24 protein-coding genes and 3 pseudogenes are annotated in these 26,909 nt (G+C 67.2%); 16 read left to right on the top strand and 11 right to left on the bottom strand.

The window, feature by feature from the left end; genetic code table 11:
• From panE to N4G47_RS18855, 3 genes are all read right to left on the bottom strand, one after another.
• Complete coding sequence (panE, locus tag N4G47_RS18865) at positions 1-939, bottom strand: 2-dehydropantoate 2-reductase (RefSeq protein ID WP_475289510.1); 939 nt, start codon at positions 937-939, stop codon at positions 1-3.
• Positions 940-1,161: 222 nt separating this feature from the next.
• Positions 1,162-1,953, bottom strand: coding sequence for an ABC transporter permease (locus N4G47_RS18860; protein ID WP_295558530.1), 792 nt, complete (start codon positions 1,951-1,953; stop codon positions 1,162-1,164).
• On the bottom strand, positions 1,950-2,918 hold the full coding sequence (locus tag N4G47_RS18855; RefSeq protein WP_295558528.1) for an ABC transporter ATP-binding protein: 969 nt from the start codon (positions 2,916-2,918) through the stop codon (positions 1,950-1,952). Before N4G47_RS18855 ends, N4G47_RS18860 begins: the two co-directional genes overlap by 4 nt.
• Positions 2,919-3,002: 84 nt before the next feature.
• On the opposite strand from N4G47_RS18855, the gene N4G47_RS18850 reads away from it, so the two are divergent.
• Entirely contained in the window at positions 3,003-3,752 is a 750-nt protein-coding gene (locus N4G47_RS18850; protein ID WP_475289509.1) for a ferredoxin--NADP reductase, read from the top strand.
• 109 nt (positions 3,753-3,861) lie between these two features.
• On the opposite strand, the gene N4G47_RS18845 is transcribed toward N4G47_RS18850, so the two are convergent.
• Positions 3,862-5,028: a lytic polysaccharide monooxygenase gene (locus N4G47_RS18845; RefSeq protein WP_475289508.1), complete on the bottom strand. Its 1,167-nt coding sequence runs from the start codon at positions 5,026-5,028 to the stop codon at positions 3,862-3,864.
• A gap of 191 nt (positions 5,029-5,219) precedes the next feature.
• Positions 5,220-5,747: a DUF1203 domain-containing protein gene (locus tag N4G47_RS18840; protein WP_475289507.1), complete on the bottom strand. Its 528-nt coding sequence runs from the start codon at positions 5,745-5,747 to the stop codon at positions 5,220-5,222.
• Between the two features lie 153 nt (positions 5,748-5,900).
• Between N4G47_RS18840 and N4G47_RS18835 the strand changes: the two genes are divergently transcribed.
• The 4 genes from N4G47_RS18835 (at position 5,901) to N4G47_RS18820 (ending at position 10,622) form a co-directional block, all read left to right on the top strand.
• Positions 5,901-7,103 (top strand): GGDEF domain-containing protein, encoded by a 1,203-nt coding sequence (locus N4G47_RS18835; protein ID WP_475289505.1) that lies wholly within the window; start codon positions 5,901-5,903, stop codon positions 7,101-7,103.
• 68 nt (positions 7,104-7,171) lie between these two features.
• On the top strand, positions 7,172-8,698 hold the full coding sequence (locus N4G47_RS18830) for an alpha/beta hydrolase (protein ID WP_475289503.1): 1,527 nt from the start codon (positions 7,172-7,174) through the stop codon (positions 8,696-8,698).
• On the top strand, positions 8,695-9,441 hold the full coding sequence (locus N4G47_RS18825; protein ID WP_107232550.1) for an ABC transporter ATP-binding protein: 747 nt from the start codon (positions 8,695-8,697) through the stop codon (positions 9,439-9,441). Before N4G47_RS18830 ends, N4G47_RS18825 begins: the two co-directional genes overlap by 4 nt.
• Positions 9,438-10,622 carry an ABC transporter permease gene (locus N4G47_RS18820; RefSeq protein ID WP_475289500.1) on the top strand — a complete coding sequence of 395 codons (1,185 nt, stop codon included), beginning with the start codon at positions 9,438-9,440 and terminating at the stop codon, positions 10,620-10,622. The genes N4G47_RS18825 and N4G47_RS18820 overlap by 4 nt, the downstream gene beginning before the upstream one ends.
• Before the next feature lie 24 nt (positions 10,623-10,646).
• On the opposite strand, the gene N4G47_RS18815 is transcribed toward N4G47_RS18820, so the two are convergent.
• Both N4G47_RS18815 and N4G47_RS18810 read right to left on the bottom strand, forming a co-directional pair.
• Positions 10,647-11,357 carry an REP-associated tyrosine transposase gene (locus N4G47_RS18815; protein WP_475289498.1) on the bottom strand — a complete coding sequence of 237 codons (711 nt, stop codon included), beginning with the start codon at positions 11,355-11,357 and terminating at the stop codon, positions 10,647-10,649.
• 100 nt (positions 11,358-11,457) lie between these two features.
• A complete protein-coding gene (locus tag N4G47_RS18810; protein ID WP_475289495.1) occupies positions 11,458-12,255 on the bottom strand; it encodes an AraC family transcriptional regulator in 798 nt (265 codons plus the stop codon).
• 77 nt (positions 12,256-12,332) lie between these two features.
• Here N4G47_RS18810 and N4G47_RS18805 point away from each other — a divergent pair, with 77 nt between their 5' ends.
• The gene (locus N4G47_RS18805) at positions 12,333-12,587 is read left to right on the top strand and encodes a hypothetical protein (protein ID WP_107232544.1); all 255 of its coding nucleotides are present in this window, start codon (positions 12,333-12,335) and stop codon (positions 12,585-12,587) included.
• An 84-nt stretch (positions 12,588-12,671) separates the two neighbouring features.
• On the opposite strand, the pseudogene N4G47_RS18800 reads toward N4G47_RS18805, so the two are convergent.
• Together N4G47_RS18800 and N4G47_RS18795 are read right to left on the bottom strand one after the other, a co-directional pair.
• Positions 12,672-13,681, bottom strand: a pseudogene (locus N4G47_RS18800) (energy transducer TonB).
• A gap of 201 nt (positions 13,682-13,882) precedes the next feature.
• Positions 13,883-14,491: a TIGR00645 family protein gene (locus N4G47_RS18795; RefSeq protein WP_475289492.1), complete on the bottom strand. Its 609-nt coding sequence runs from the start codon at positions 14,489-14,491 to the stop codon at positions 13,883-13,885.
• Between the two features lie 112 nt (positions 14,492-14,603).
• Here N4G47_RS18795 and N4G47_RS18790 point away from each other — a divergent pair, with 112 nt between their 5' ends.
• The 6 genes and pseudogenes from N4G47_RS18790 to N4G47_RS18765 all read left to right on the top strand — a co-directional run bounded on the left by N4G47_RS18790 (position 14,604) and on the right by N4G47_RS18765 (position 22,467).
• Positions 14,604-15,293, top strand: coding sequence for a glutathione binding-like protein (locus tag N4G47_RS18790; protein ID WP_475289488.1), 690 nt, complete (start codon positions 14,604-14,606; stop codon positions 15,291-15,293).
• A 154-nt stretch (positions 15,294-15,447) separates the two neighbouring features.
• Positions 15,448-17,672 (top strand): annotated as a pseudogene (locus tag N4G47_RS18785) (S9 family peptidase).
• Between the two features lie 25 nt (positions 17,673-17,697).
• Positions 17,698-18,213: a cytochrome c oxidase assembly factor Coa1 family protein gene (locus N4G47_RS18780; protein WP_475289485.1), complete on the top strand. Its 516-nt coding sequence runs from the start codon at positions 17,698-17,700 to the stop codon at positions 18,211-18,213.
• A gap of 265 nt (positions 18,214-18,478) precedes the next feature.
• The gene (locus N4G47_RS18775) at positions 18,479-19,072 is read left to right on the top strand and encodes a hypothetical protein (protein ID WP_475289483.1); all 594 of its coding nucleotides are present in this window, start codon (positions 18,479-18,481) and stop codon (positions 19,070-19,072) included.
• A gap of 192 nt (positions 19,073-19,264) precedes the next feature.
• Positions 19,265-20,554: a M12 family metallo-peptidase gene (locus tag N4G47_RS18770; protein ID WP_475289481.1), complete on the top strand. Its 1,290-nt coding sequence runs from the start codon at positions 19,265-19,267 to the stop codon at positions 20,552-20,554.
• 113 nt (positions 20,555-20,667) lie between these two features.
• The gene (locus N4G47_RS18765) at positions 20,668-22,467 is read left to right on the top strand and encodes a DUF885 domain-containing protein (protein ID WP_475289479.1); all 1,800 of its coding nucleotides are present in this window, start codon (positions 20,668-20,670) and stop codon (positions 22,465-22,467) included.
• Positions 22,468-22,640: 173 nt separating this feature from the next.
• Here the strand turns inward: N4G47_RS18765 and N4G47_RS18760 are convergent, their stop codons facing one another.
• Positions 22,641-23,105, bottom strand: a complete 465-nt coding sequence (locus N4G47_RS18760; protein WP_475289477.1) for a hypothetical protein — start codon at positions 23,103-23,105, stop codon at positions 22,641-22,643.
• 183 nt (positions 23,106-23,288) lie between these two features.
• Between N4G47_RS18760 and N4G47_RS18755 the strand changes: the two genes are divergently transcribed.
• The 4 genes from N4G47_RS18755 (at position 23,289) to N4G47_RS18740 (ending at position 25,886) form a co-directional block, all read left to right on the top strand.
• Positions 23,289-23,537 (top strand): hypothetical protein, encoded by a 249-nt coding sequence (locus N4G47_RS18755; protein ID WP_006475755.1) that lies wholly within the window; start codon positions 23,289-23,291, stop codon positions 23,535-23,537.
• Between the two features lie 120 nt (positions 23,538-23,657).
• Positions 23,658-24,575, top strand: a complete 918-nt coding sequence (locus tag N4G47_RS18750; RefSeq protein ID WP_107232537.1) for a bestrophin family protein — start codon at positions 23,658-23,660, stop codon at positions 24,573-24,575.
• 19 nt (positions 24,576-24,594) lie between these two features.
• A complete protein-coding gene (gene hemB / locus N4G47_RS18745; RefSeq protein WP_249842523.1) occupies positions 24,595-25,584 on the top strand; it encodes a porphobilinogen synthase in 990 nt (329 codons plus the stop codon).
• A 32-nt stretch (positions 25,585-25,616) separates the two neighbouring features.
• A complete protein-coding gene (locus tag N4G47_RS18740) occupies positions 25,617-25,886 on the top strand; it encodes a gas vesicle protein GvpG (RefSeq protein WP_010482214.1) in 270 nt (89 codons plus the stop codon).
• Positions 25,887-25,998: 112 nt separating this feature from the next.
• Here the strand turns inward: N4G47_RS18740 and N4G47_RS18735 are convergent.
• Positions 25,999-26,870 (bottom strand): annotated as a pseudogene (locus N4G47_RS18735) (TolB family protein).
• Positions 26,871-26,909 lie beyond the last annotated feature (39 nt).

The raw sequence follows: 26,909 nt of genomic DNA, 5'->3' as shown, positions 1-26,909 counted from the left end.
TCACCCGCCGCGCTGGGCCTGGTAGGCCTGCAGGCTGCTGTAGGCGACCTGCAGCAACAGGCCTTCCTGGTCGGCCTTGCGCGCCCGCGCCAGCATGTCGCCGACGATCTGCTCGGCCTCCACCTGCTGGCCGGCTTCCAGGTCACGCAGCATCGAGGCCTTCAGCGCAGATCCGGCCTGGGTCAAGGTGCCGCGCGCGGTGTCCTGCGCGGCCTCGGGAATCGGTTCACCGGCGGCTTCGGCCACGGCCAGGCATTCGTCGTACAGGCCGCGCACGATGGCCTGGCCATCATCGGTGGCGACGATGGTGCCGATGTCCGCACGCAGCAGGCAGGTGGCGGCGGCCAGTGCGGTCAGGAAGGTGTACTTGATCCACTGCTCCTGGCCGATGCGTTCGCTGGCCAGGTGATCAAGATCGGCCTGCGCGCAGGCGGCGGCGATGGCACGCACGCGCGCGGAGATCGCGCTGCCATCGCGCTCGCCGAAGGTGAGCTTGGCCGGCTTGCCCAGGTGCAGCACGGCGCCGTCAGCGGCCTTGGTGGCGCTGATGAAGCACAGGCCGCCCAGCACCGCCTCGCGACCGAAGCGCGCATCCAACGCGTTGTAATGATGCAGGCCATTGAGGATGGGCAGCACGCTGGTGCTGGCACCCACGGCCGGGGCGATGGCGTCGATCGAGCTGTCCAGGTCATAGGCCTTGCAGCTGAGGATGACCAGATCGAAGGGCTTTTCCGCAGCGAGCGCGGGCAGGGCGTCGGCAGTGACGTGCTGCACCGGGAAGCGGGCATCGCCGATCGGGCTGCGGATGACCAGGCCATCGCGGTCGAGCTGTGCAGCGCGTGCCGGGCGCACCAGGAAGGTGACATCGACACCGGCCTGGGCCAGGCGACCACCGAAGTAACCGCCGGTACCGCCGGCGCCGAGGATCAGGATGCGCATTGCACGTTCACCGTGTTCTGGGGGAATCAGAACTGCGATTGTGCCGGAGATTGCAGGCGGAAGGCGCCGTTGCATTCTGTAGAGCCGAGCCCATGCTCGGCTGTGCCTTGATGTCCATCGGCTAGGCGCGCAGAAAAAGAGCCGAGCATGGGCTCGGCTCTACAGGCAGCTTCATCCACGCATGGTGTGGATGGACGGTTGCCGGCCAGCGGCCGGCACTACTCAGCTGCGCATGCCCACGCCGCGGCGCAGCAGCCACAGCGCCAGCGCCGTCAGCGCCACCACGAAGCCGAGCATCAACCCGTAGGCCACCGGCAGCGGTACGTCACTGCTGCCCAGCAGGCCATAGCGGAACGCATTGACCATGTAGAAGATCGGGTTCGCGTGCGTGGCCGCTTCGGCCCAGCCCGGCAGCAGCTTCACCGAATAGAACACGCCACCCAGATAGGTCAGCGGGGTGAGGATGAAGGTCGGCACGATCGCCACGTCGTCGAACTTCTTCGCATACACCGCGTTGATGAAACCGGCCAGCGAGAAGATCGTCGCGCCCAGGATCACCGTGGTCAGCATCACCAGCGGGTGCGGGATGCGCACCGGGGTGAAGAACATCGCGATGATCAGCACGATCACGCCCACCATCAGGCCGCGCAGCACCGCGCCTGCCACGTAGCCCCACAGGATCACCCAGTTCGGCATCGGGCTGACCAGCAGTTCTTCCACGTGACGGCCGAACTTGGCGCCGAAGAACGAGGAACTGATGTTGCCATAGCTGTTCTGGATCACGCTCATCATCACCAGGCCCGGCACGATGAACTGCATGTAGGTGTAGCCACCCATGTCACCCACGCGCGACCCGATCAGGTTGCCGAAGATCAGGAAGTACAGGGTCATGGTGATCGCCGGCGGCACCAGGGTCTGGCCCCAGATGCGCATGATGCGGGCGACTTCGCGACGCACGATGGTCATCAGTGCGACGCGGTTGCGCTGGCCGTCGGTCAGCTCGGTGGTGCTCATGCAGGCTTCTCCAGGTTGCCGGTGAGGCGCACGAACAGCTCCTCCAGGCGGTTGCTCTTGGTACGCATCGAACGCACGCGGATGCCGGACTCGTTGAGCGTGGCGAACACGCGGTTGAGGTCCATTGCGCGAGGCATGTCGATGTCCAGCGTGTGCGGGTCCGGCGCGGTCAGCGTCGCGCCTTCAATCACCGGCAGCTGCGCCGGCAGGTCACCGTCGATGTCCAGCAGGAAGCCTTCCACGTCCAGCTTGGCCAGCAGGGCGCGCATCGGCCCCTGCTCGACGATCTGGCCATGGTTGATGATCGCCAGGTGGCGGCACAGGTACTCGGCTTCTTCCAGGTAATGGGTGGTGAGGATGATCGTGGTGCCGGCAGCGTTGATCTCCTTCAGCACCCGCCACATGTCGCGGCGGATCTCGATGTCCACGCCGGCGGTTGGCTCGTCCAGGATCAGCAGGCGCGGGCGGGTCATCATCGCGCGGGCGATCATCAGCCGGCGCTTCATGCCACCGGACAGCGTACGGCTCATCACCTGTGCCTTTTCCCACAGGTGCGCGCGCTTCAGTTCCTCTTCGGCGCGCTGCTCGGCTTCCTCGCGCGGCACGCCATAGAAGCCGGCGTAGTTCACCAGGATGTCGAAGGGCTTCTCGAACAGGTTGAAGTTGATTTCCTGAGGCACCAGCCCGATCAGGCGCATGGTGGCGCTGCGGTTGCGCACCAGGTCGCTGCCGAACACTTCCACCTGGCCCTCGCTGAGGTTGACCAGGGAGCTGATGATGCCGATCAGGGTCGACTTGCCGGCCCCGTTGGGGCCGAGCAGGGCGAAGAAGTCGCCCGGGGCCACTTCCAGGGAAACGCCCTTCAGGGCCTGGGTGCCGTTGTCGTAGGTCTTGCGCAGGTCGCGCACGCGCAGGGCGGGCGCCGTATCGTTCTGGGATGCCAAGCTCGAAGCCTTCGCGCCCATGGGCTGGCGCTGGAGAGGGGCGGGGAGGGGCTATTATAGAAGACCCCGAGGGCTTGCCCCGGCTACACACTGTCCCGAAAAGTCGTGCCTGTTCAATTCCCCCTCAAGCTGGTCGGCCGCCGCATGCTGGCCCCGACCGTCGGCCACTACCAGTTCGTGCGTGACGACGGACAGCCGCTGGATTTCCAGCCAGGCCAGTTCATCCAGGTCCATTTCAGCTACGCCGACGGTACCGAAACCAAGCGCAGCTACTCGCTGGCGACCATCCACGACCACGCGCTGGGCCCGGGCGAGGCGGTGGATATCGCGGTCAGTTTCGTGCCCGGTGGCGCCGCCACGGCCCTGTTCGAGGCGCTGGAGCACGGCGGCCAGGTCAGCGCGTCCGGCCCGTACGGCCGGTTCTGCCTGAACCCCGGCGACCACAACGCGCGTTACCTGCTGATCGCTACCGGCACCGGCGTCACCCCGTACCGCTCGATGCTGCCGCTGCTGGAAACGGCCATGGCCGAGCGCGGTGTGCAGATCGTGCTGCTGCAGGGCGCACGCAGTCCGGGCGAGCTGCTGTACAGCGAAGATTTCTACAGCTTCGCCGAAAAGCATCCGAACTTCCGTTATGTTCCGTGCCTGTCGCGCGAACTGCCGGCCGATCCGCACCCGGACGTGCAGCACGGCTACGTGCAGCAGGCACTGGCCGGCTTCACCCCGGACCCGGCCACCGACATCGCCTACCTGTGCGGCAACCCGGACATGGTCGATGCCTGCGCCGAGCTGCTGAAGGGCGCCGGCCTGGGCAACCCGCAGATCCGCCGCGAGAAGTACGTCAGCAGCAAGTAAGCCAGGGTGCCGGCCGCTGGCCGGCAACCGCATGGAGCAGGGTAGTGCCGGCCGCTGGCCGGCAACCCGATGAACCGGAGGCGGCCTCACGCCGCCCCCGGAACCTGGCTCAGTACGCGATCCAGGCATCCCGCCAGGCCGAGCCCACGCCCGGGCGATACGCCTCGGCATTGACGTTGCACCACGCGCCTTCCGGGAATGGCCGGCAGGCGTACAGCTTACCGTCGCTGCCCTTCACCACTGTCTGGCCCGGCACGTAGCTGCCGATGCCGACCGGATACACGCTGTCGTAGTCACCGCCGGGCGACGGCGTGCCGGGATCCGGCACCTTGGTGTCGAGCTGGAAGCGGTTGCCGTCCTTCAGGTACACGCGGTTGGCGGTGGCCGAGGCCGACGGCGTGATCACGCCATTGGCAAGCACGCCCACCCGTGCATGCTGCGCGCTGGCATTGACCTTGCGCGCCAGCACCAGCGGCCATTGCGCGGCTGCGGTCTGGCCACTGACCAGCGTGGCCTCGACGCGCTCCACGTCATTGCCGTTGGCATTGAACACGCGCAGTGCCAGGGTGGTGCCGACCGGCAGCTCGCCGCGTGCGGTCACTGGGCCGGCATCCTGCCATTGCGGCGCCGGGGCCGTACCGCCGCCGCCCTGGAAGCGCACATCCATGCAGGTGTAGAACGCTTCGGTCGAATCCGAACGCTGCCAGGTGTTGTAGATCACGTGCTGGCCCGTGCGTTGCGGCAGCGTGCACTGCAGCTTGTAGGTGCCATCGGCCGACAGCGGCGTGTTGCCCAGCGTGCAGAATTCCTGCAGGTCGGCCCAGCGCAGCGGGCTGCCCGGCTGCCAGCCTTCGCGGGTGACGAAGAAGCGCCAGTCGCGCGTGGCGTGTGGCGCGGTGGCCTTGAACACGAAGGTGAACCTGCCATTGGCGTCGGGCTGGATCGGCGTGGTCTGCCAGTCGCTGCGGTCCACGTCCAGGCCGCGGAAGGTCGGGTTGTTGCCGCTGCACAGCTTGCCATCGGGCACCACCGCCTGATGGTTGCCGTTGGCGTTGGCCTGGTTGATGCCGTTCCAGTCGTAGAACGCCTGCGAGCCGCCGATCGCCTTGGCGGCGGCACAGGCCGGATTGGTCGGATTCTCGGGATTGCCCTGGAAGCAGGCATAGACGCGGCTGACCGGTGTGGTCATGGTGCCGTGGGCGGCCGCAGTGCCGGCCAGGCCCAGGCCTGCGGCGGCGAACGCGGTGGCCAGCAGCGGTGTGGATCGGAATGACATGGCGCATCCTTGTGGTCGTCGAAAGGGAACGGTGACCGCAGGAGCTGCGCTGCACGGCGGACTTTCGGCGGCACCCCCGCGAGTATCGAGTCGCGATGCAGGGGGCGGAACCACGAAGATGCCGATCCGTGACTGCGCATGTGAAGCCCTTCCCGCGGGCTTCACGTGGGGCTGAACGGATGCGCGGGCGATCACGTGACCGGCGTGCCATCGATCACGTCATGAAGGTCACGCGGTGGGGATGCCACAGCGACCCGATCGGCCTGGCACGAGAAACATCCGTGGGCCGCGTTGTGCAGCTGGACGAAGGCCACCGCCGGATCGGCGAACAGCCGATCCAGCTGCGCACCGACCTCGCTGCCTGCGGCGATCTGCGCCTCCCGCATCAGCGCGGCGTGATCGTAGGCACGCAGCGAGATCATCCGGCGCTGCACATAGGACGGTACTTCGCCAGGCGGCAGCACGCATCGGGTCGCCCCGCGCTGTACGAAGATCGGGCCGGACGCGTGATAGGGCGAGTGCAGCGGCAGATGGACATGCGAGAGCAGGAGCAGCTCGCTGCCCGGCGGCGGATCGTTCAGTCCCACCCGGCAGGGGTGGCCGCCGTGCGCGCCGGCCCAGCGGCGCTGGACGCCCAGTGCGGCCAACGCCGTGTCGCTCTTCTCGAACAGGTGCAGGAACGGGCGGTGGTCGATGCCACCGAGGTACCACGTGTGCATGCCGGTCTCCTTGTGTGCACCGCATTCTGCGCCGGGGCGTGCGCAGGGTGCTCGCCGTTTTCCGACCTTGCATTCCACGGCCCGGGGCAGGAGCCTCAGCCGGTGGCCGCAAGGCGCTAAGATGCGCGCGGCGCCCCTGCCGACGAGCGGCGAATGTCCCTGCATTTCCCTACCATCACCGTGCTTGGCTTCCTGCTCTGCATCGGCATCGCGATGGGGTTTTCGCTGCTGCTGCTGGTGCTGCGGGGGCAACCGGTGCTGCGCCAATGGACGATCAGCCTGTGGCTGATGACGTTGGGGGTGACCCTGCTGGCATTGCGCCCGTATCTGCCGCTGGTCCCCGCGGTGCTGGCCGGCAACGCGGCAATGGCGGCCTGCGGTCTGATGATGCTGCGGGGCGTGGCCCTGCATCTGGAGCGACCGTTGCCGCTGTGGCGCCCGCTGCTGCTGGCGGCCACGTTCATGGCCTGCATCTTCGCGTTCCTGGTGATGTGGCCCGACCTGGGCATCCGCCTGCAGGTGTTCAGTGTGTTCGCGGTGCTGGTCAACGGCTGGATTGCCGTGCTGCTGCTGCGCTACGCGCCGCCGCAGCAGCGCACCAGTTGCCGGCTGGCCGCGGCGGTGTTCCTGGCTGAGGCCGCGCTGTATGCGGTTCGACTGTGGCTGCCGGTTGCGCCTGACGCCGGCGAGGACATCATGCGCACCGGATCACCGATGTTTGCCACCTATCTGGCCGGCGTGATGCTGGAGCTGGCGCGCTGCTTCGCCATGGTGCTGCTGCTGGTTGAACGCATGCTGGTCGATCTTCGCCATGCCGCGCGTACCGATGGACTGACCGGCCTGCTCAACCGCAGTGCGGTGCTGGCCGACGGCCAGGCCCGGTTGCAGCAGTTGCGCCGCCAGCGACGACCGTTGGTGCTGCTGCTGATCGACGTGGACCACTTCAAGACGATCAACGACCGCTGGGGCCATCCGGCCGGCGACGACGTGCTGCGCCACTTTGCCCATGTGCTGCAGCAGTGCCTGCGCGGACGCGACCACCTTCTGGGGCGCTACGGTGGCGAGGAGTTCGTGCTGGTGCTGGCAGGCAGCTCGCAGCGCGAAGCGGTGGAACTGGCGGCGATGATCCGTGTGCGCCTGCAGCAGTGGCCGGCGCCCCTGGCCCAGGGGCCGGTGGCCGTCACCGCCAGCGTCGGCCTGGCCGTGGACGCCGGGCAGGGCGAGCTGGGGCTGTTGCTGGCGGCTGCCGACGCCGCCCTCTACCGTGCCAAGGCCGAGGGACGCGACCGCCTGGTCTGTGCAGCCCCGGAGGCGGTTTCGCCCTTGCCCATCGCCGCCGACGCCGTGCCCGTGTAAGTTGGGTCACATCTTCCGCGGCAGCCCGTCGTGGTCGGCAGGAACGTCCTCCAGGGGAAACGAGCACGATGCAAAGACACCACCTCGCACTGGCCACCATGCTGGCCAGCCTGATGCTGGCCGGCTGCAGTCCATCACCCTCGGGCAATGCCGAGGGCGGTGCCGATGCACCCAGCCGCCGCTACGGCACGCTGGCATTCCAGCCCTGCACGCTGTCCAGCGAAGGCGCCAGCGCCAACGTCGCGGCCCAATGCACCACGCTGCAGGTACCCGAAGACCGCGCCCGGCCTGACGGTCGCCGCATCGACCTGCGCATTGCCTGGCTGGAGTCGGGCGACAATGGTGCCAGCCAACCCGATCCGGTGTTCTTCCTTGCCGGCGGCCCCGGCCAGGCCGCCAGCGAAGTGGCGGTCATCGTCGACACCGCGCTGCGCCAGGTCCGCAAGCAGCGCGACATCTTCCTGATCGACCAGCGCGGTACCGGCGGCTCCAATCCGCTGAGCTGCCTCGGCGCGGACGGCAAGCCGCTGCCCATCGACGAGGAGGCCGCTCCCAGCGAGGCCCTGCTGCGCGACTACGCCCAGCGCTGCGCCGCATCGCTGAAGGGACGCGCCGACGCGCGCTTCTACACCACCAGCGAGGCAATCGCCGACCTGGACGCGGTACGCCGGGCATTGGGCGTGGACCAGCTGAACCTGGTCGGCGGCTCCTACGGCACTCGGGTGGCCCAGCGCTATGCCGGCGCCTACCCGCAGCACACCCGTAGCATCGTCATCGATGGCGTAGTGCCCAATGAGCTGGTGGTCGGCGGAGATTTCGCCAACACCTTCGAAGACGCGATCACGCTACAGGCAGCGCAGTGCCGCAAGAATGCGGCGTGCAGCAAGCGTTTCCCGGTCGATACCGCTGCCCAGCTGCGCAGCGTGGTCGCAACCCTGCGCCGTGCACCGGTAACCGTTGACTATCGCGACCCGGGCACCAACGCGCCACGCCAGGACGTGCTGAGCCCGGACAGCGTGGTGGGCCTGGCGTTCGCCTTCTCCTACGTGCCGCAGTTCTCCTCGCTGCTGCCGCTGGTGCTGGATGAAGCCGCACAGGGCCGCTATGCACCGCTGGCGTCGCTGGCGCGCGGTGCCAACCGCAGCATGGATTTCCAGATCAACCGCGGCATGCAGTGGTCGGTGATCTGCAGCGAGGATGCGCCGCGCTACCGCGCACCGCCTGCGAACCCCGACCGCCTGTTCGGCAACGAAGTGGCCAGTGCATTTTTCGCCGCCTGCCCGGTATGGCCGCACCAGCCCGCGGCGCCGGCCAATGCCGAACCTCTGCGCAGTGAGGTACCGGCGCTGCTGTTGTCCGGTGAGCTGGATCCGGTCACCCCGCCGCGCTACGCCGAACAGGTCCTCAAGGGCCTGCCCAACGGCCGCGCGCTGGTGGCCCGCGGTCAGGGCCACGGCACCCTGGCTGCCGGCTGCATGCCGCGCCTGCTCGGCCAGTTCATCGACAAGACCGATGCCAAGGCGCTCGACGCCAGCTGCCTGGACACGCTGAGCTACGTGCCGGCGTTCACCTCGTTCAACGGATGGGAACCATGATCGTCGCCGACAACCTGCACAAGGCCTTCGACACCCGCAGCGGGCGCATCCAGGCGGTGTCCAACGTCGGCTTCCGCGCCGAGGATGGCCGCATCACCGGCCTGCTTGGCCCCAACGGCGCCGGCAAGACCACCACCATGCGCATGCTCTACACGCTGATGACCCCCGACCAGGGCAGCATCACCGTCGATGGCATCGACGCTGCGCGCGACCCGGTGGAAGTGCGCCGCCACCTCGGCGTGCTGCCCGATGCGCGTGGCGTCTACAAGCGCTTGACCGCACGCGAGAACATCGCCTACTTCGGCGAACTGCACGGCCTGTCCGCGCAGAAGATCCGCGAACGCATCGAGGTGCTGTCCCATGCACTGGACATGGGCGACATCCTCGACCGGCAGACCGATGGCTTCTCGCAGGGCCAGCGCACCAAGACCGCGATCGCGCGCGCGCTGGTGCACGACCCGCGCAATGTCATCCTGGATGAACCGACCAACGGCCTGGACGTGATGACCACCCGCGCACTGCGCCGTTTCCTGCTGGGGCTGCGCGAAGAAGGCCGCTGCGTGATCCTGTCCAGCCACATCATGCAGGAGGTCGGGGCGCTGTGCGACCACATCGTGATCATTGCCAAGGGCACGGTGATGGCCGCCGGCAGTGCCGATGAACTGCGCGCGCAGGCCGGCGAGCCCAATCTGGAAGATGCATTCGTGACACTGATCGGCAGCGAAGAGGGCCTGCACGCATGAGCATGATGTCGACCTTGATGACGGTGATGCGCAAGGAACTGCGCGATCTGTCGCGCGATCGCCGCACGTTGCTGCTGACCCTGCTGTTCGGGCCGCTGCTGTACCCGGTACTGCTGCTGGGCATGGGCAAGCTGGCCGAAAGCCGGGTGCGCACGCAGATCGAACAACCGTTGCAGATTCCCACCATCGGTGCGGAGAACGCGCCCAACCTGGTGCGCTTCCTCGCTGCGCAGGGCCTCAATGCCACCCCGGCACCGAAGGAACTGGCGGAGGCGATCCGCAGCCAGGACATCGACGTCGCGCTGCGCATCAGCGATGACTTCGGCAGCAACTGGGCCGATGGCAAGCCGGCACTGGTGGAGGTGATCAAGGACAGCACCCGTCGCGCCGCTGAAGTTCCCAGTGCGCGCCTGGAAGCTGCCCTGGCCACCTACAACGGCCAGGTGGGCGCGCTGCGGCTGATGTCGCGTGGCATCGACGCGCAGGTGGCGCGCCCACTGGATGTGGCACGCCAGGATATGGCAAGTGCCGAAGCCAAGCGCGGCATGATCCTGTCGATGCTGCTGCCGGTGCTGCTGACCCTGACCTCGTTCATCGGTGGCGCCTATCTGGTGATGGATGCCACCGCCGGTGAGCGTGAGCGGCAGTCGCTGGAACCGTTGCTGGCCACGCCCGGCTCGCGCAGCGCGATCGTCAGCGGCAAGATCGCGGCGGCCTGCGTGGTCGGCTTCATCTCGCTGCTGTTGACCCTGGTGGCGTTCAAGGTGAGCGCGCAGATCGCACCGGGCAATGTCGGTCGCCAGTTCAACATGAACATCGGCTCGATGCTGCAGATGTTGCTGGTGATGCTGCCGATGCTGCTGATCGGCACCTCGCTGCTGACCTTCCTCTCGGCCGCCGCCAAGAGCATGAAGGAAGCGCAGAGCCACATGACCTGGTTGATGCTGCTGCCGATGCTGCCGGGCTACGCGCTGGTGGCGTATCCGCTGAAGAGCGAACTGTGGCAGTACGCAGTGCCGTTCCTGTCGCAGAACCAGATGCTGCTGAAGGTGATCCGCCACGAGATGATCACCCCATCGGTGTGGGCGATCTACCTCGGCGCCAGCCTGGGCCTGGCCGCAGTGCTGTGGTTCGCCGCCGTGCGCCGGTACCACAACGAGCGCCTGGCCATTTCCGGCTGACCGCAAAAAAGGGGACGGAGGGGATTAAGTCGCTTTTGCCTCTTCCGTCCCCGTTTTGCGAGGGCGTCCCCTGGCCCGCATCACCACGGATCGCCCAAGGGTCTCTTCCACCCGCTGCAGGAAGGCTGCGTCCCCCAACGGTCGTTGCCTGCTGCTATGGGCACGGATGGCAGGCACGTCGGCGGACGCGCCTGTATCGCGCAGGAACTGCGCATACAGTGCGGCTCTGCGTTCGGTGTCGGGTGAAATCGCCAGGAAGGCGGGGTGCGGCGTCAGCAGAGGATCGTCGCGCTGGTTCAGATGGGCCTGCGCGCTGGACCACGGATGATCTCCCGCAGCGGCGACCATGCCGGCCCGGACCGGGTTGCGCTCGATGTAGCGGTACACGCTGAGAAGATAGGCATCGGCATCGATCATCGAGGAATGAAAGCGGCCCTGCCAGAGCGGGCCGCTGCGTCCATGCCGCTGGTTGAAGGCCTGCACGTAGTTGTTGCCCTGCACGCGCATGGCGTTGGCCAGCCCCAGCGGCGTCGTTGGCGTGGCCAGAAGATGGATGTGGTTGTCCATCAGTACATATGCATGCAGCGCTACGTGGTACTTGTCGAATGCACTGCGCAGCAGGTGAAGGAACAGCTGCCGGTCGATATCGTCGACGAAGATTGCACCTCTGTTCACTCCGCGCTGGGTCACGTGATAGGCGTAGCCGGCCAACATCAGGCGCGCTTGTCTGGGCATGGGAATCCACGTTTGCAAGGGAGTCCCAGCGTGCCGTGACCATCGCAGGCAAGGCCATCAGAGGTTGCCGCGCAGGGCTGTGGGGCCGGGCAGAAGCGACTTAATCCCCTCCGTCCCCTTTTCCATACCGCGCCGGCGTCACCCCCATCTCGCGCTTGAACACGGCGATGAAGGCACTGGGCGTGTCGTAGCCCATCGACAGCGCAACACTGATCACCGACTCACCCATCAGCAGGTGTGGCAGCGCCAGCAGCACGCGAAGTCGCTGCCGCCACTGGCTCAGCGTCATGCCGGTCTCGGCCAGCCAATGCCGGGCAAGGCTGCGGCTGGACAGCCCGCCGCTGGCGGCCCAGTCCTCGATGCTGCGGTTGTCGTGCGGGGCGCGTGCCAGTGCGGCGGCGATCCGCCGCAGGCGTCGGTCGCGCGGTTGCGGCAGGGCAAGCGGTAGCGGTGTGCTGGCAGTGATCTCATCGGCGATCACGCCGGCCAGGCGTTCCTGCGCCGCGTCCAGTGCCCGATGCTGCCATTGCAGCGCCCGCAGCGTCGCGGCCTGCAACAGCGTGCTGGGCTGGAAAACGCGCGGTGTCGTGGGCAGTTCCATGCAGGCCGCAGCGCTGAAGTACAGGCTCCAGCCATCGAACTCGTCCGCGCCCACCAGTGCGTGGGGCAGCGAGGGCGGAAGCCAGGCGACGTGCCCCGCCGGCAGCAGCCAGTGCAGGTCGCCGGCCTCGATCCGCAGCAGGCCGCGGTGGGCGCCCAGCAATTGGCCGCGCACATGCTGGTGGCGCGCGGTGCGGCGTCGTCCGGGCACACGCAGCTGGGAAGCGAGCACGCTGGGGCCGCCTTCGGTGTTCGCCAAAGCAGGGGCGATCAAGCGCACTGGTGTCTGATCTGCCATATCAATTGGCAGTTATACGGCAGAAACGCCCGCGCGCGGGCGCCACACTGGGCCCCCAATCTCACAGGAGCACCCTCATGCAGCCACAGGACATCCTCCCCGACCATCAGAACGAGGTGCAGGTGAACGGCCTCACCGTGCGCAAAGGCAGCGTGGGTGCCTTCCTGGCCAGCGTCCGCCACTGGCAGGATCCGGCCAGTTCCGCTGCCACCCGCGCCACTGCCGAGGCCGACCTGCGTGCGCTGCTGCCAGGCCTGCACGCACTGGGCCTGTTCCAGATCCTGGCCGCGCGCGACCCTGCGCTGCAGCGGCTGATCGATGCGGCGGCCTGAAACGCACAAGGCCCGGGCATGCCGGGCCTTGGCGTCAGGGAGGGGCGGAAGCGACTTGATTCCCTCCGTCCCCTTTTTCTGCGGTCAGCCGCCCGGTGCGAACACCAGGGTACGGCGGGTGGTGACCGGCGCGCCGACCGGCTCGAAGCGCCAGCGCTTCACCGCGTTCAGCGCCTCGCGATCAAACACGCGCGAGGGGTTGCACGCAGCACGCGGGCGTTGATCACCGAACCGTCCGTGCCGACCGTGATTTCCATCAGCACTTCGCCGGAGGTACCCGCACGCAGCGCCTCGGCCGGATAGCGCGGCGCCGGTGTGCTGACCGGGCGCAGGTTCGGTGCAGCAGTGGCGGCCGGTGCGGCGGCCTGGCGTGCGGCACTGGCCTGCTGGGCAGCGGCCTGCTGCTGCTTCTGCTCGGCCTCGCGACGGGCGGCGGCCTGGCGTTCGGCCTCCTGGCGCTCGTTGTCGCGACGCGTGGCATCCTGCTGCGCGGCGATCTGCTTGGCGGCGTCGGCTTCCTTGGCACGCTGCTCGGCCAGGCGCTGCTGCTCGGTCTGCTGCTTGCTGCGGTCCTCGGCGTCCTTCTTCGCCTTCTCGGCTTCGGCCTCGGTGCGCTTGGCGGCGTTCTGCACGCCCTTGGCCAGGCCATCCTTCAGCCGCGGCAGTGCCGGCGCGGACGCATCCACTTTCTCGATCAGGGCCACCAGCCGCTGCGCTTCGGTGAAATCCTCGCGGCCCAGGTGCTGTTCGGCGGCGATCAGGGTGTAGGGCAGCAGGTCGGTCAGTGCGCTCTTCACCGAGGCATCGTCCGGCGTCTTGTCGCGCAGGGCGAGGTAGTACTCGATGGCGTTGTCGCCGGCCGGGGCATACATGCGGTTCTCGCGCAGGGCCTGGCTGGCCGATTCACGCAGCTGTTCGGTGCCCATCGACTGCACCTTGGCCGCGACCGCCGGGGCGGCCGGCGCGGTGGCCGCCGGTGCGGTGCCCGGTGCCGGTGCGGGTGTTTCTTCCTTGCCCGAGCAGGCGGCCAGCGCCAGGGCCAGGGCAACCGGCAGCCACCGGCGCGCGGCGGTGATCGTTGAGACGTGCGACATCCTGCTCCCCTCTAGAAGACGACGTGACGTAAATCATTGATACGCATGGCCGGGACCTGCGGTCCGGGCGCGGCAGGGTGACGTTTCCCGACGCCACCGCCGGCAACGGCGAGGGTGCAATCTAGCATCCCGGCCACCGCCGCGTACAAGGGGCGGTGGCCGGGATGCGGCAGCGGCGTCATGCCACTGCCGGCAACGACATCAGTGGTCGTGCGGCTTGCTGTGGCTGCTGGACATCAGCTTGTCGGTCCAGGCGATGCCGATGGCCGACAGGATGAACACGCAGTGGATGATGGTCTGCCACAGCACGCCTTCGGCGGTGAAGGTCGAGCAGGTCTGCTCGCCGATGTTGGCGGCGGCCGATGCCATCCGCTCCGGCGGGCACAGCGGGATGCCGCCCAGCGCGCCACTGGCGATGAAGGTCTTCAGCAGGTGGATCGAGGAGATGCCGATGATCGCCATCGCCAGCTTCACTTTCAGCACGCTGGCGTTGACGTGGCTCAGCCATTCCGGCTGGTCCGGGTGGCCTTCCAGGCGCAGGCGCGAAACGAAGGTCTCGTAGCCACCGACGATCACCATCACCAGCAGGTTGGAGATCATCACCACGTCGATCAGGCCCAGCACGATCAGCATGATCTGCTGTTCGCCCATCGAGGCGGAGTGTGAGATCAGATGCCACAGTTCCTTGCCGAACAGGAACACATAGACGCACTGCGCCACGATCAGGCCCAGGTACAGCGGCAGCTGCAGCCAGCGCGAGGCGAAGATCAGGGTCGACATGGGGGAGATCGGCGGACGGTTTGCACTCATGCGGGGGATGCTGCGTTGCGGGGGAGTGGCGAGGTTACTGGCCCGCCATGACGGTGCCAACCCAACTCACGCACTAGACTTCAGGTTCCCTTCCGTACCCCGAGCCGCTGCCATGATCGACCTGTATTACTGGCCCACCCCGAACGGCCACAAAGTGACCCTGCTGCTGGAGGAAGCCGGCCTGGAGTACCGCATCCACCCGGTCAACATCGGCTCGGGCGACCAGTTCAAGCCTGAATTCCTGGCCATCTCGCCCAACAACAAGATGCCGGCGATCGTCGACCACGCTCCGGCCGATGGCGGCGCACCGCAGAGCGTGTTCGAGTCCGGCGCGATCCTGCTGTACCTGGCCGAGAAGACCGGCCGCTTCCTGCCCAGCGACCCGCGCGGCCGCGTGACCACCCTGGAGTGGCTGTTCTGGCAGATGGCCGGCCTGGGCCCGATGAGTGGCCAGATGGGCCACTTCAACGTGTACGCGCCGGACAAGATCCCGTATGCCATCGAGCGCTACGACAGCGAGGTGCGCCGCCTGCACGGGGTGATGGACAAGCGCCTGGCCCAGCACGCCTTCCTGGCCGGCGACGCGTACACCATCGCCGACATGGCCAGTTATCCGTGGATCGGCGCCTACGACAAGCTGCCGGTGGATTTCGCCGCGTTCCCGAACCTCAAGCGCTGGCACGACGCCATCGCCGCACGCCCGGCCACCCAGCGCGCCTATGCCCTGCGCCAGCAGGTGAACCCCAACGCCGGCAAGCCGCTCAGCGACGAAGAGCGCAAGCACCTGTTCGGCCAGCGCTGACCCGGTACGGTGGGTGCCGACCGTTGGTCGGCACTCGTCAGCACGCCTTATGGGCAGAAGGTCATGCTGCCTTCCCGCACAGGCTTGGTTAGGATGGGGGACGACCGCTCCGCGTCCATCGCGGGGGCGGACCTGCCGTTTGCCGGGATCCTCCATGCGCCACCTGTTCGCTTCGCTCGCCCTCATGCTCGCCACCACAACCGCCGCCCACGCTGAAAAGCTGACCCTGGAAGCCATCACCGGCCCGCTGCCGCTGTCCGGCCCGACCCTGATGAAGCCCAAGGTGGCACCGGACGGTTCGCAGGTCAGCTTCCTGCGCGGCAAGGACAGCGACCGCAACCAGCTGGACCTGTGGAGCTACGACATTGGGAGCGGCCAGACCCGCCTGCTGGTCGATTCCAAGGTCGTGCTGCCGGGCACCGAGACCCTCAGCGACGAAGAAAAGGCCCGCCGCGAGCGCCAGCGCATCGCCGCGATGACCGGCATCGTCGATTACCAGTGGTCGCCGGACGCGCAGCGCCTGCTGTTCCCGCTGGGCGGCGAGCTGTACCTGTACGACCTCAAGCAGCAGGGCCAGGCGGCGGTGCGCCAGCTGACCCACGGCGAAGGCTTCGCCACCGACGCCAAGCTGTCGCCGAAGGGCGGCTTCGTCAGCTTCATCCGCGGCCGCAACCTGTGGGTGATCGATCTGGCCAGCGGCAAGCAGCTGCAGCTGACCGGCGACGGCAGCAGCACCATCGGCAACGGCGTGGCCGAGTTCGTCGCCGACGAGGAAATGGACCGCCACACCGGTTACTGGTGGGCGCCGGATGATTCGGCCATTGCCTTTGCCCGGATCGACGAAGCGCCGGTGCCGGTGCAGAAACGCTACGAGGTCTATGCCGACCGCACCGATGTGATCGAACAGCGCTATCCGGCCGCCGGCGATGCCAACGTGCGCGTGCAGCTGGGCGTGATCGCACCGGCCGCCGACGCGCAGCCGCGCTGGGTCGACCTGGGCAAGGAACAGGACATCTATCTGGCCCGCGTCGACTGGCGCGATGCCCGGCACCTGAGCTTCCAGCGCCAGTCGCGTGACCAGAAGCAGCTGGACCTGGTGGAAGTGGCACTCGATTCCAACCGCCAGCGCGTGCTCGCCCACGAGACCAGCCCGACCTGGGTGCCGCTGCACAACAGCCTGCGCTTCCTGCAGGACGGCAGCGTGCTGTGGTCGTCCGAGCGCACCGGTTTCCAGCATCTGTACCGCATCGACAGCGCAGGCAAGACCACCGCGCTGACCCAGGGCAACTGGCCGGTGGACGAACTGCTGGCGGTCGATGAGAAGGCCGGCAAGGCCTTCTTCCGCGCCGGCATCGACAGCTCGCGCGAAAGCCAGATCTACGCGGTGTCGCTGCAGGGCGGCCAGCCGCAGCGCCTGTCCAAGGCACCGGGCATGCACAGCGCCAGCTTCGCCCGCAATGCCAGCGTCTATGTCGACAGCTGGTCCAACAGCAGCACGCCGCCGCAGATCGAACTGTTCCGCGCCAACGGCGAGAAGATCGCCACCCTGGTCGAGAACGACCTGGCCGATCCCAAGCATCCGTATGCGCGCTACCGCGATGCGCAGCGCCCGGTCGAGTTCGGCACGCTCACCGCAGCCGACGGCAAGACCCCGCTCAACTACAGCCTGATCAAGCCGGCCGGTTTCGATCCGTCCAAGCGCTACCCGGTGGCGGTGTACGTCTACGGCGGCCCGGCCAGCCAGACCGTCACCGACAGCTGGCCCGGCCGTGGCGATCACCTGTTCAACCAGTACCTGGCCCAGCAGGGTTACGTGGTGTTCTCGCTGGACAACCGCGGCACCCGCGCCGCGGCCGCGACTTTGGTGGCGCGTTGTATGGCAAGCAGGGCACGGTGGAAGTGACCGACCAGCTGCGCGGCGTGGCCTGGCTGAAGCAGCAGCCGTGGGTGGACCCGGCGCGCATCGGCGTACAGGGCTGGTCCAACGGCGGCTACATGACCCTGATGCTGCTGGCCAAGGCCTCCGACAGCTATGCCTGCGGCGTGGCCGGTGCCCCGGTGACCGACTGGGGCCTGTATGACAGCCACTACACCGAGCGCTACATGGACCTGCCGGCGCGCAATGAAGCCGGCTACCGCGAAGCGCGCGTGCTGACCCACATCGACGGCCTGCGCTCGCCGCTGCTGCTGATCCACGGCATGGCCGACGACAACGTGCTGTTCACCAATTCGACCAGCCTGATGAGCGCGCTGCAGAAGCGCGGCCAGCCGTTCGAGCTGATGACCTACCCGGGTGCCAAGCACGGCCTGTCCGGTGCCGATGCCCTGCATCGTTACCGTGTGGCCGAAGCCTTCCTGGGGCGTTGCCTGAAACCCTGATCCATAGCCGGGAAGGAGCCCGCCGATGACCCTGCCACCGCCCATTCCCAGCCACTGCGCCCGACCCGCCGGATGGTGGAGTCGGCACTGGCGCTGGGCGATGCCCCTGACCGTCGTGCTGGTGTTGGGCGTGGCCGGCGGCATCGTTGCCTGGAGCGTGCTGCGCTGGAGCGAGGCGGCACGCGAGAGCCCGCCGATGCGCGAGGCGTTGCGGCGCGCCGGCTGCAGTGTCGAACTGGTGGAAGCGTTCGGTGAACCCCTGCGTACCGGATCGATGCCACTGGGCAGCATGCAGACCGCGATCGACGGCCAGCGCGACGTTGGCCTGACCGTGGCCCTGGAGGGCTCCCGCGCGCACGGGCGGTTGTTCGTGCAGGGCAGCCGCCGCGATGACGTATGGGATTACCCGGTGATGTACGTGCTGGGCGAGAACAAGCAGACCTTCGACCTGAGCGCGCTGGATGACGATGAAGCGGCGGACGAGTGTGCGCTGCAGGAATGCCGTGATCGTGGTGGGTGCAGCGAGGGCGTTGCGCTGTGATCTCCACTTGAAGCGGCGGGAGGAGCGCCGACCGTCAGTCGACTGTCGCGCGCAGCGCAGCGCAGGGCTTTGGCTTGGTCGTCGTGTCGTAAGCGGGACTTGTTACATCGGGGTGTTGAGCCGTGAGAATGCCCTGCCACACATGCTTGGCTGGGGCTGTCGCGGTTGACCATTGCGACCTTGCCCGCATTCCTCTAGAGATTGATCGAAACGTATCGTGCTGCCCCAGGCAGCCGACGTCGGTCCTGTCCCGGAGGTCCATGCAATGCGAAGAGAAGCGATCAGGATGCTGGCGGGGTTGCTGCTCTACGCGCCGGTATGGCTCTCGCAGGCCATGGCCGCTGAGCCATTCGTGGAGGCGCTTGCCGATACATTGGTGGCCCAGGCAGAGCAGCGCCTGCGTGCGAGTGGCGACACCGTGGAATGGGTGCGTCTGGTTCGAGTGAATGAGCTTGCGTTGGCCGCAGACGAGATTACCGTCAACCTGTATGACGTTGTTCTCCACCTTGTCCGCGATCCTTCCGTCCCTTTGTTCGAAACCGCGGAAGAGGTCATGTACCGCTCTGATGGTGCGCAGGGCGTCCATCGCGAAGTTGTCACGATGTCCAGCGTGCAATGGACGGGAACGGTGAAAAGCACGTCCCCGGATGCAAACCCCAAGCTCAGCCAGCCGCAGCGCATAAGCATCAGATTGAGGGCCTCGGGCGCACGCGCGGGATTCAGGCACGGCGTCTGGCGCTATACCCTCAACGGCAATCAGCTGGTGAAGCGCGATACGCGCCGCGCTGTGTTCAATGAGCGCAATGATGTGAGGGACCGGCGGCCGGACCATCAGGTGTCGCAAGCGCCAGTTAATTGAGTATCGCTGGCATGGCGGGGCCGAATTTCAGCGCTTCAGATCTGGCCAATCCTGAGCTTGCATAGGGAGATTTTGTCGCATGCTACTCGACATCGCTGTCTCCCACAGCCTATGTGACGAAAGTCTCCAAGTGGTCAGTAGCAAGGCCGTAGCGTTCGTCATGCCATGTGGCACCGATACTACGAGTAGATCATGAAAACAGCTCTATTCTCTCTGGCCGTCGTGCTGTTCAGTAGTGCATCCTGGACTGCGCAGGCGGCATCCAAGTTCATTGAGATTCCTGTCGGCGGATGGGATCCCGGTCTGCAGATTCGTAAGCAGCACGAGGATAACATTGTCGACTGGATTCGCCGTGTCGACGTTCACCCAGAGGCATTGACCGACGATGTGATCGAAGTGGATCTCTTCGATGCAATCGTGCGATTGGAGCGCACTGCAGGCCCGCGATTGAATGCGGCTCCAGACCCGGTCTATGTCCCGGTGGGCACGGATGCAGGAGCAGTGGCTGCGATGCCATCTGCCCGGCTTCGTTGGACCGGAACGATGGCATCTACATCTACATCTAAGGCACCATCTTCGTGCATGGATGCGAAGAGAGCGGTTCGGATCACCGAGGCTGCTGACGGGCAACTGAGGGCCATCTTTGACATTGGGAGCTTTCGATACGAACTGCGAGACGGTGTGCTGATTCGAAAGGATTTTCGCCGGCTTCCACGCGAGGCACCGGTTCGCGATGCCAGTCCGGATGCGCCCGATGTGGTCAGTTCTGGCGACGTTGAGCAGGAGGCGACATCGACAGTACGTGTCCTGTTTGGCTACGGAACTACGGCCCTCGGCGATGACCGTGAGGTGGTCTTCGCTGAAATGCGGGAGGCCGTCTGTTTAGCCAACGAGAGTTTCTCTCATAGCGGAATCAAGGTTGAATTCGAGCGCGCCGCCAACGTCCTTTCCGGCTATCAGGAAACCGGTGTTACGCAGACGCTTGACGATCTGGTTGCCGGAAGAAGAGGCGCACTCGGCGTCATGCATCAGGTTCGTGATATCGAGAAGGCAGACATCGTGCTGATGATCATTGATACCGGTCCGTCACGGTCGGTCTGTGGGCAATCGCAGCGCGTGCTTGCGACGAAGGAAACCGCATTCGCGGTAGTGGAACGGAATTGTCTCGGTGCCACGACCAGCAGCCTTGCCCACGAGATCGGGCACCTGTTCGGTGCAGATCATGAGCCCGCGAACGCCACCGTTCGTCCCCCGAGATTTTCTTATGGGCATGGCTATCAGGCGCCGGAAAATGCGCCTGGACGATGGAGGACACTGATGTCCTATGAATGCTCCGGAGCACCATGTGAACGGATAAATCTCTGGTCGTCGCCTGACCTCGGTCATAACGGTTTGCCCGCAGGGACGAAAGAGACCCATCACAACGTCAGAGTGTTGAATGAGACCCGAGGGGTGATTGCCAATTTCTACCCCGAGCCATGACCGGATACCCGGGCGGGCGCGCGCATTCATGCCGGTCCGCCCATGACCTCCAGCCGATTGTCGCCATCGCCCTGAGCGCGTAGGGTGCGGGCAACCCTGTCCTGGAGTGCACCATGAAGCCGATCGCGCTGGCCGTTGCCCTGGCCCTGACCGCCGCCCCGCTGCTGTCCGCCCCGCCGGCACTGGCCGCACCCACCGCCAAGGCCGCCACGCCGGCCAGCCCGGCCTGGGTGGCCCGCAGCAATGCACTGGCGCAGATCCTGCTCGATGCCCAGGGCCCGTTCCAGCCAGAGGAAACCGGCTTCTTCGGCGTGCCTGGCTATGACGACAAGGTGGCCGATCTCGGCCCCGACAACGACAAGCGCTACCGCGCGGCGATGGCCAGGGCGCGCGACGAACTGAAGGCGAAGCTGGCCACCGAGAAGGATCCCAACGTCCGCCAGGACCTGGAGATCATGATCCATGCCGCCAACCAGAACATCGAAGGCAGCGAGCTCAACGAGAAGTATCTGCTGCCGTGGACCGACGCACCGCAGACGGTGTTCAGCGGCCTCAACCTGCTGTTGTCCGACCAGGTGCCAGCCGAGCGCCGGGCCAAGGCGATCGATCGTCTCAAGGCCTATGCCGGCCTGCAGCCGGGCGGCACCGCCTTCACCACGCTGGCGCGCCAGCGCTACGAGGAGCGGCTGAAGGACAGCAGCCTGCTGCAGCCGACGAAGATCGAAGTGCAGCAGTCGCTGGACAACGTCGAGACCTACATCAGCGGCATCGAGTCGCTGCTGAAGAAGTACCAGATCGCCGGTGCCGATGAAGCGATGAAGACGCTGGCCGGGCAGATGAAGGACTACGCGGCGTGGACGCGCAAGGACGTGCTGCCCAGGGCGCGCACCGATGCACGCCTGCCGGCGCCGCTGTACGCCTACCAGCTCAAGCAGGTCGGCATCGACATCGACCCGAAGCTGCTGATGCAGCGCGCGCAGCTGGAGTTCATGGAAACCCGCTCGGCGATGCAGCAGCTGGCGCCGCTGGTGGTGAAGGACAAGGGCCTGAAGGTGGCCGACCCGAGCGACCCGGTGGCGGTGATCCGCGCGCTGAAGGCCGACAAGATCGCCGACGACCAGCTGGAAGGCCACTACCGCAAGGTGATCGATGCGATCGATCCGCTGATCCGCGAGCACGCCATCGTCGATGTACCCAAGCGCGCCATGCAGATGCGCCTGGGTTCGGCGGCCGAGAGCGCGGCCAGCCCGGCCCCGCACTTCCTGCCGGCGCCGCTGGTCAACAACACCGGGCAGCAGGGCACCTTCGTGCTGCCGCTGGGCAATCCGGCTGCAGGCCCGGGCGCACAGTACGATGATTTCAACTTCGGTTCGGCCGCCTGGACCCTGAGTGCGCATGAAGGCCGCCCCGGCCACGAGCTGCAGTTCACCGCGATGGTCGAGCGTGGCGTGTCGCTGGCGCGCACCATGTTCGCGTTCAATTCGGTGAACGTGGAAGGCTGGGCGCTGTATGCCGAAGCCGAGATGGTGCCGTACGAGCCGCTGGACGGGCAGATGATCGCCCTGCAGTTCCGCCTGCTGCGTGCGGCGCGCGCAATGCTCGACCCGATGCTCAACCTCGGCCTGACCGACCGCGCCAATGGCGAGCGCGTGCTGATGGAGCAGGTTGGCCTGTCCAAGGCGATGGCCACCCAGGAACTGGACCGCTACATGGTGCGCATGCCGGGCCAGGCCGGCAGCTACTTCTATGGCTACACCCGCATCCTGGAACTGCGCATGCAGACTGAGCTGGCACTGGGCGCAAAGTTCGACCGCCTGGCGTTCAACAACTTCCTGCTCGACCAGGGCCTGCTGCCGCCGGACCAGCTGGCCGACGCGGTGAACAAGGTGTTCGTGCCGAAGTACAAGCGCTGAACATCACCGGGTAGTGCCGGCCGCTGGCCGGCAACCGGTGTTGGTAGATGCCGACCTTGGTCGGCGCTGTGGGTTCGTGCCAACCAAGGTTGGCACCTACCAGAGCGATGCGTCGGTTGTTGCAGGGGTAGTGCCGGCCGCTGGCCGGCATTCCCTGCGGTGGTCCGCGTTGGTCACCGCTGCGGTTGCGGGGTGATCACCTGTGTCGGCAATCGCGCCGGCGGTGCCGGGTTCGGCACCCAGATCGCCACGCCGGCCGCACGCTTCTGCGTGGTCGGAATGCCGATGCCGACGCCACCGCCGACATGCGAACCGAAGGTGCCGGCACCCACCGACATGCCCACGGGCGAGCCGCTGCTGCCCACCCCCATCAGCACCACGCCATTGGCGCCCAGTGCCGCCGCTTCACGCTTCAGGCGTGCCACCGCAGCATCGGTCTGGCCCTGCGTGCCGAAGCCGACCGCCGAGGCCGACTCCAGCTGGGCAATCTCCTGGGAGCCGGCCGGTGGCGTCGAATAGATCTGCACCAGCGCCGGATCGATCGGTGCCCGGGCGCGGCCCAGCATCACCTTGGACGTACTGGCGCAGCCGGCGCTGACCAGCAGGATGGCCGCCAGCGCGGCCCAACGGATGTTCATGGCACGACCCCTGTAGGACTGGTTGCGATCATCGGCGGGCCACTCTGAATCGGCGCCAACACCCGCCCGTGGGCAGGCAGTGCAGACGCTAGCACGGTGCCGGTGACAGCCCTGCCAACGACAGTAGGCGGCGGCCCCGGGAACGATTATGGTGGGGCCAGGAACCAACTGCAGGAGAGCGGCATGGGTGTGATCAGTCTGTTGTGGGGCGTACTGGCGCTGTTGTGGATGATCCTGGCGCTGATTCCGCTGCTGGGCTGGGGCAACTGGTTCCTGATCCCGTTCGCCGCGGTCGGTGCGGTGATCGCCGCGCTGGGCATCCTGTTCACCCACCCGAGCAAGCGTGGCCGGGCCTGGGCCGGGCTGGTGCTGAACGGCATCGTGGTGGTGGTTGGCATCCTGCGCCTGGGCTTGGGCGGCGGCGTGATCTGAACCGCCGGCGGGTGCGACCGGGCGTCGCAGGCGCACGGCCGGTGGCCGGGCAGGGGCGTACAATGAATGACTGCGCGAGCCCCCGCGTGCCTGTGAATCCGCGCCCGGCGCGGCTGCCCCATGATCATCCGACCCCGTCCCCACGGCTGGCAACTGCTGTACATCCTGCGCGGCTCGATCGTTCCGGCGATCGCGCCGAAGGTGCTGGCCATCCTGATCCTGTCCATTGCCGTGGCGGCGGTGGTGGAGCTGGCGCCGCCGACCGGCATCGAGCGCTTCTCGGTGACCCCGTTCACCCTGCTCGGCCTGGTCCTGTCGATCTTCCTCAGCTTCCGCAACAGCGCCTGCTACGACCGCTGGTGGGAAGGCCGCAAGCTGTGGGGCCAACTGGTCTACGAATCGCGCTCGCTGGCCCGCCAGGTGCACCTGCTGCTGCCTGACGATGCAGGCCGCCGCCGCCGCATCGCCTACCTCACCACGGCCTTCGCCCATGCCCTGGCGGCGCGCCTGCGCGGGCGCGTGGTGGCGCTGGCGGCCGTGCCTTGGCTGGACAAGCCGCAGCGCGAGCAGCTGGGCCAGCGCGAAAACGTCCCTGACGCACTGCTGGCGATGATCGCCGCCGAACTGGCCCAGTCGCTGCGCAGTGGCGAACTGGACCCGATCCTTTACACCCAGCTGGAACAGCGCCTGCACGCGATGTCGTCGATCCAGGCTGGTTGCGAGCGAATCCTGACCACGCCGCTGCCGTTCGCCTACACCCTGCTGCTGCACCGCTGCGCGTGGATGTTCTGCGTGCTGCTGCCCTTCGGCCTGGCCAGCTCGCTGGGCTGGGGCACGCCGGTGCTGTCGGCGGTGCTGGCCTATGCCTTCTTCGGCCTGGACCAGCTGGGCGAAGAAATGGAGGACCCGTTCGGCCTGGAGCCGAACGACCTGCCGCTGGATGCGCTGGTGCGCACCATCGAAATCGACCAGCTCGACGCGCTCGGCGAACGCCCCTTGCCCGAACCCCTGCTGCCGCAGGGCTACCTGTTGCAATAGCCACTCCTCGGAGCCTGCCATGTCCCATCCGCTGTACCGCCCGCGCCGCATGCGCCACGACGAGTTCTCGCGCCGCCTGATGCGTGAGAACACGCTGACCACCGACGACCTGATCTACCCGGTGTTCGTGCACGAACAGGCCGGCCGCACCGCAGTGCCGTCGATGCCGGGCGTGGACCGGCTGTCGATCGAAGAGCTGCTGAAGGTGGCCGAAGAGGCGCTGGAGCTGGGCATTCCGGTGATCGATCTGTTCCCGGTGATCGACCCGTCGCTGAAGTCGCTGGACGCTTCGGCCGCCTGGTCCGAAGACGGCCTGGCCCAGCGCGCGATCCGCGCGCTGAAGTCGCGCTTCCCGGAACTGGGGGTGATGACCGACGTGGCGCTGGATCCGTACACCACCCATGGCCAGGACGGCATCATCGACGACAAGGGCTACGTGCTGAACGACATCACCGTCGAGGCGCTGGTCAAGCAGTCGGTGTCGCATGCCGAAGCCGGCGCGGACATCGTCTCGCCGTCGGACATGATGGACGGCCGCATCGGTGCGATCCGCCGCGCGCTGGATGCCGAGCACCACCTCAACGTGCGCATCATGGCCTACTCGGCCAAGTACGCCTCGGCGTTCTATGGCCCGTTCCGCGATGCGGTGGGCAGCGCGGCCAGTCTCGGCAAGGCCGACAAGAAGACCTACCAGATGGACCCGGCCAACGGCGACGAGGCGCTGCGCGAGATCGCGCTGGACCTGGAAGAAGGCGCCGACATGGTGATGGTCAAGCCGGGCATGCCCTACCTGGACCTGGTGCGCCGGGTGAAGGAGACCTTCGGCGTGCCGACCTTCGCCTACCAGGTCAGTGGCGAGTACGCGATGATGAAGGCGGCTTTCGCCAATGGCTGGCTGGACGAGCGGGCCTGCGTGCTGGAGTCGCTGCTGGGCTTCAAGCGCGCCGGCGCCGATGGCGTGCTGACCTATTTCGCGCCGCAGGTGGCGCGATGGCTGCGCGAGCGCTGACAATAGCGCCTCGATAGACGGAGGAATAGGCGATGGGACCCGAACTGGGATGGATGCAATGGCTGATCTGGGGCATCGGTACGCTGGTGTTCGGCGCCATCATCGTCGGTGTCTTCATCGCCGCCTGGCGGGCCGGCAAGCGCCCGCCGGAGCAGCTCTCGGCCGCCCGCCACGTGGCCCGTGAGCAGGCCCTGCCGGAGAGCGTGCAGGCCGAACTGGCCGCGCTGAACCAGCGCAAGGACAATGGCCAGTTGAGCGAGGTCGAGTACGAGCAGCAGCGCGCCAAGGTGTTGTCGCGCTGACCCTCGCGTTCTGGCAGCCGCCAACCGTGGTTGGCGCTTGCGCATGTGCCAACCAAGGTTGGCATCTACCGAACGATCATCCACGCATGGCGTGGATCTACCGGTAGCGCCGTCAGCGTGCGCCCGGCACGCACCCCGGCACCGGCGCCACCTTCGGCACCGCCAACCGGTACACGTCCACGCCACCGGCACGCGGTGCCTTGGCCGCACTGCTGGCCACCATCATTTCGCCCGGCTTGGCGTTGTCGATCACCGGCGCGCCGGTCCAGCCGCCGGCCTGGTTGAACGACAGACCCAACGGCTGCAGCGCCGCGCCGCTCCACGCACAACCGCTGCTCCACACCTGCGCGGTCGCGCCGCTGCCACGGCTGAACACCACCACGCCGTCGTTGCCCAGCCAGTCGCCGTCGGTCTCGTCCCCGGCGCTGTTCAACGCGGCCAGTGCGCTGGCCGGGCCACGCGCGCCCTGCGCGTCCAGAGGTGCCACGAACAGGTCCCAGCCAGCGCCACGTCCCTGCTGGCGGGCAAACAGCAGCCGCTGGCCATCCGCGCTCAGGGCTGGCCCGCGTTCTTCGCGGCGTCCACCGTCGCCCGCCAGGGCTGCGCCTTGCCCAGTTGGCCATCGGCCGCCAGCGCGGCCCGGTACAGCGCCAGCCGGCCATCGCGCCCGGCCGCGAACAGCAGCCAGCGCCCGTCGCGGCTGAAGTACGGATCGACCACCTCGCCGGCCACGTCCACCGGCAGCGCCTGCGCCTGCTGCCAGCGGCCGTCGACCACGCGCGCCTGCCACAGGCCCCAGCCCGCCTCGCCACGGCGGGCGAAGACGATGCGCTGGCCATCGGCGCTGATCGTGGCGCGGCCCTCGTCGGCGCGGGTGGAGACCACGCCCATGCCTTCGATGCCGTACTCGTTCAACGCCATCGCCACGGGGGCAGAGAGTAGACTGGCGGCGAGCACCAGCAGGGGCGGGGTGAGACGCATCATCCAGGTCCGTGCACGAAAGAGCATCAGTCTAGCCAGCTT

Source organism: Stenotrophomonas sp. GSD10 (genome assembly GCF_056172695.1).
Note: the sequence above shows the minus strand (reverse complement) of the source record. Positions and strands in the feature narration are given on the sequence as shown.

Bases quoted from the DNA above. Each gene is read 5' to 3' on its own strand.
- panE (WP_475289510.1), bottom strand. From the start codon at position 939: ATGCGCATCCTGATCCTCGGCGCCGGCGGTACCGGCGGTTACTTCGGT.
- N4G47_RS18860 (WP_295558530.1), bottom strand. From the start codon at position 1,953: ATGAGCACCACCGAGCTGACCGACGGCCAGCGCAACCGCGTCGCACTG.
- N4G47_RS18855 (WP_295558528.1), bottom strand. From the start codon at position 2,918: ATGGGCGCGAAGGCTTCGAGCTTGGCATCCCAGAACGATACGGCGCCC.
- N4G47_RS18845 (WP_475289508.1), bottom strand. From the start codon at position 5,028: ATGTCATTCCGATCCACACCGCTGCTGGCCACCGCGTTCGCCGCCGCA.
- N4G47_RS18840 (WP_475289507.1), bottom strand. From the start codon at position 5,747: ATGCACACGTGGTACCTCGGTGGCATCGACCACCGCCCGTTCCTGCAC.
- N4G47_RS18835 (WP_475289505.1), top strand. From the start codon at position 5,901: ATGTCCCTGCATTTCCCTACCATCACCGTGCTTGGCTTCCTGCTCTGC.
- N4G47_RS18830 (WP_475289503.1), top strand. From the start codon at position 7,172: ATGCAAAGACACCACCTCGCACTGGCCACCATGCTGGCCAGCCTGATG.
- N4G47_RS18825 (WP_107232550.1), top strand. From the start codon at position 8,695: ATGATCGTCGCCGACAACCTGCACAAGGCCTTCGACACCCGCAGCGGG.
- N4G47_RS18820 (WP_475289500.1), top strand. From the start codon at position 9,438: ATGAGCATGATGTCGACCTTGATGACGGTGATGCGCAAGGAACTGCGC.
- N4G47_RS18815 (WP_475289498.1), bottom strand. From the start codon at position 11,357: ATGCCCAGACAAGCGCGCCTGATGTTGGCCGGCTACGCCTATCACGTG.
- N4G47_RS18810 (WP_475289495.1), bottom strand. From the start codon at position 12,255: ATGGCAGATCAGACACCAGTGCGCTTGATCGCCCCTGCTTTGGCGAAC.
- N4G47_RS18805 (WP_107232544.1), top strand. From the start codon at position 12,333: ATGCAGCCACAGGACATCCTCCCCGACCATCAGAACGAGGTGCAGGTG.
- N4G47_RS18795 (WP_475289492.1), bottom strand. From the start codon at position 14,491: ATGAGTGCAAACCGTCCGCCGATCTCCCCCATGTCGACCCTGATCTTC.
- N4G47_RS18790 (WP_475289488.1), top strand. From the start codon at position 14,604: ATGATCGACCTGTATTACTGGCCCACCCCGAACGGCCACAAAGTGACC.
- N4G47_RS18780 (WP_475289485.1), top strand. From the start codon at position 17,698: ATGACCCTGCCACCGCCCATTCCCAGCCACTGCGCCCGACCCGCCGGA.
- N4G47_RS18775 (WP_475289483.1), top strand. From the start codon at position 18,479: ATGCGAAGAGAAGCGATCAGGATGCTGGCGGGGTTGCTGCTCTACGCG.
- N4G47_RS18770 (WP_475289481.1), top strand. From the start codon at position 19,265: ATGAAAACAGCTCTATTCTCTCTGGCCGTCGTGCTGTTCAGTAGTGCA.
- N4G47_RS18765 (WP_475289479.1), top strand. From the start codon at position 20,668: ATGAAGCCGATCGCGCTGGCCGTTGCCCTGGCCCTGACCGCCGCCCCG.
- N4G47_RS18760 (WP_475289477.1), bottom strand. From the start codon at position 23,105: ATGAACATCCGTTGGGCCGCGCTGGCGGCCATCCTGCTGGTCAGCGCC.
- N4G47_RS18755 (WP_006475755.1), top strand. From the start codon at position 23,289: ATGGGTGTGATCAGTCTGTTGTGGGGCGTACTGGCGCTGTTGTGGATG.
- N4G47_RS18750 (WP_107232537.1), top strand. From the start codon at position 23,658: ATGATCATCCGACCCCGTCCCCACGGCTGGCAACTGCTGTACATCCTG.
- hemB (WP_249842523.1), top strand. From the start codon at position 24,595: ATGTCCCATCCGCTGTACCGCCCGCGCCGCATGCGCCACGACGAGTTC.
- N4G47_RS18740 (WP_010482214.1), top strand. From the start codon at position 25,617: ATGGGACCCGAACTGGGATGGATGCAATGGCTGATCTGGGGCATCGGT.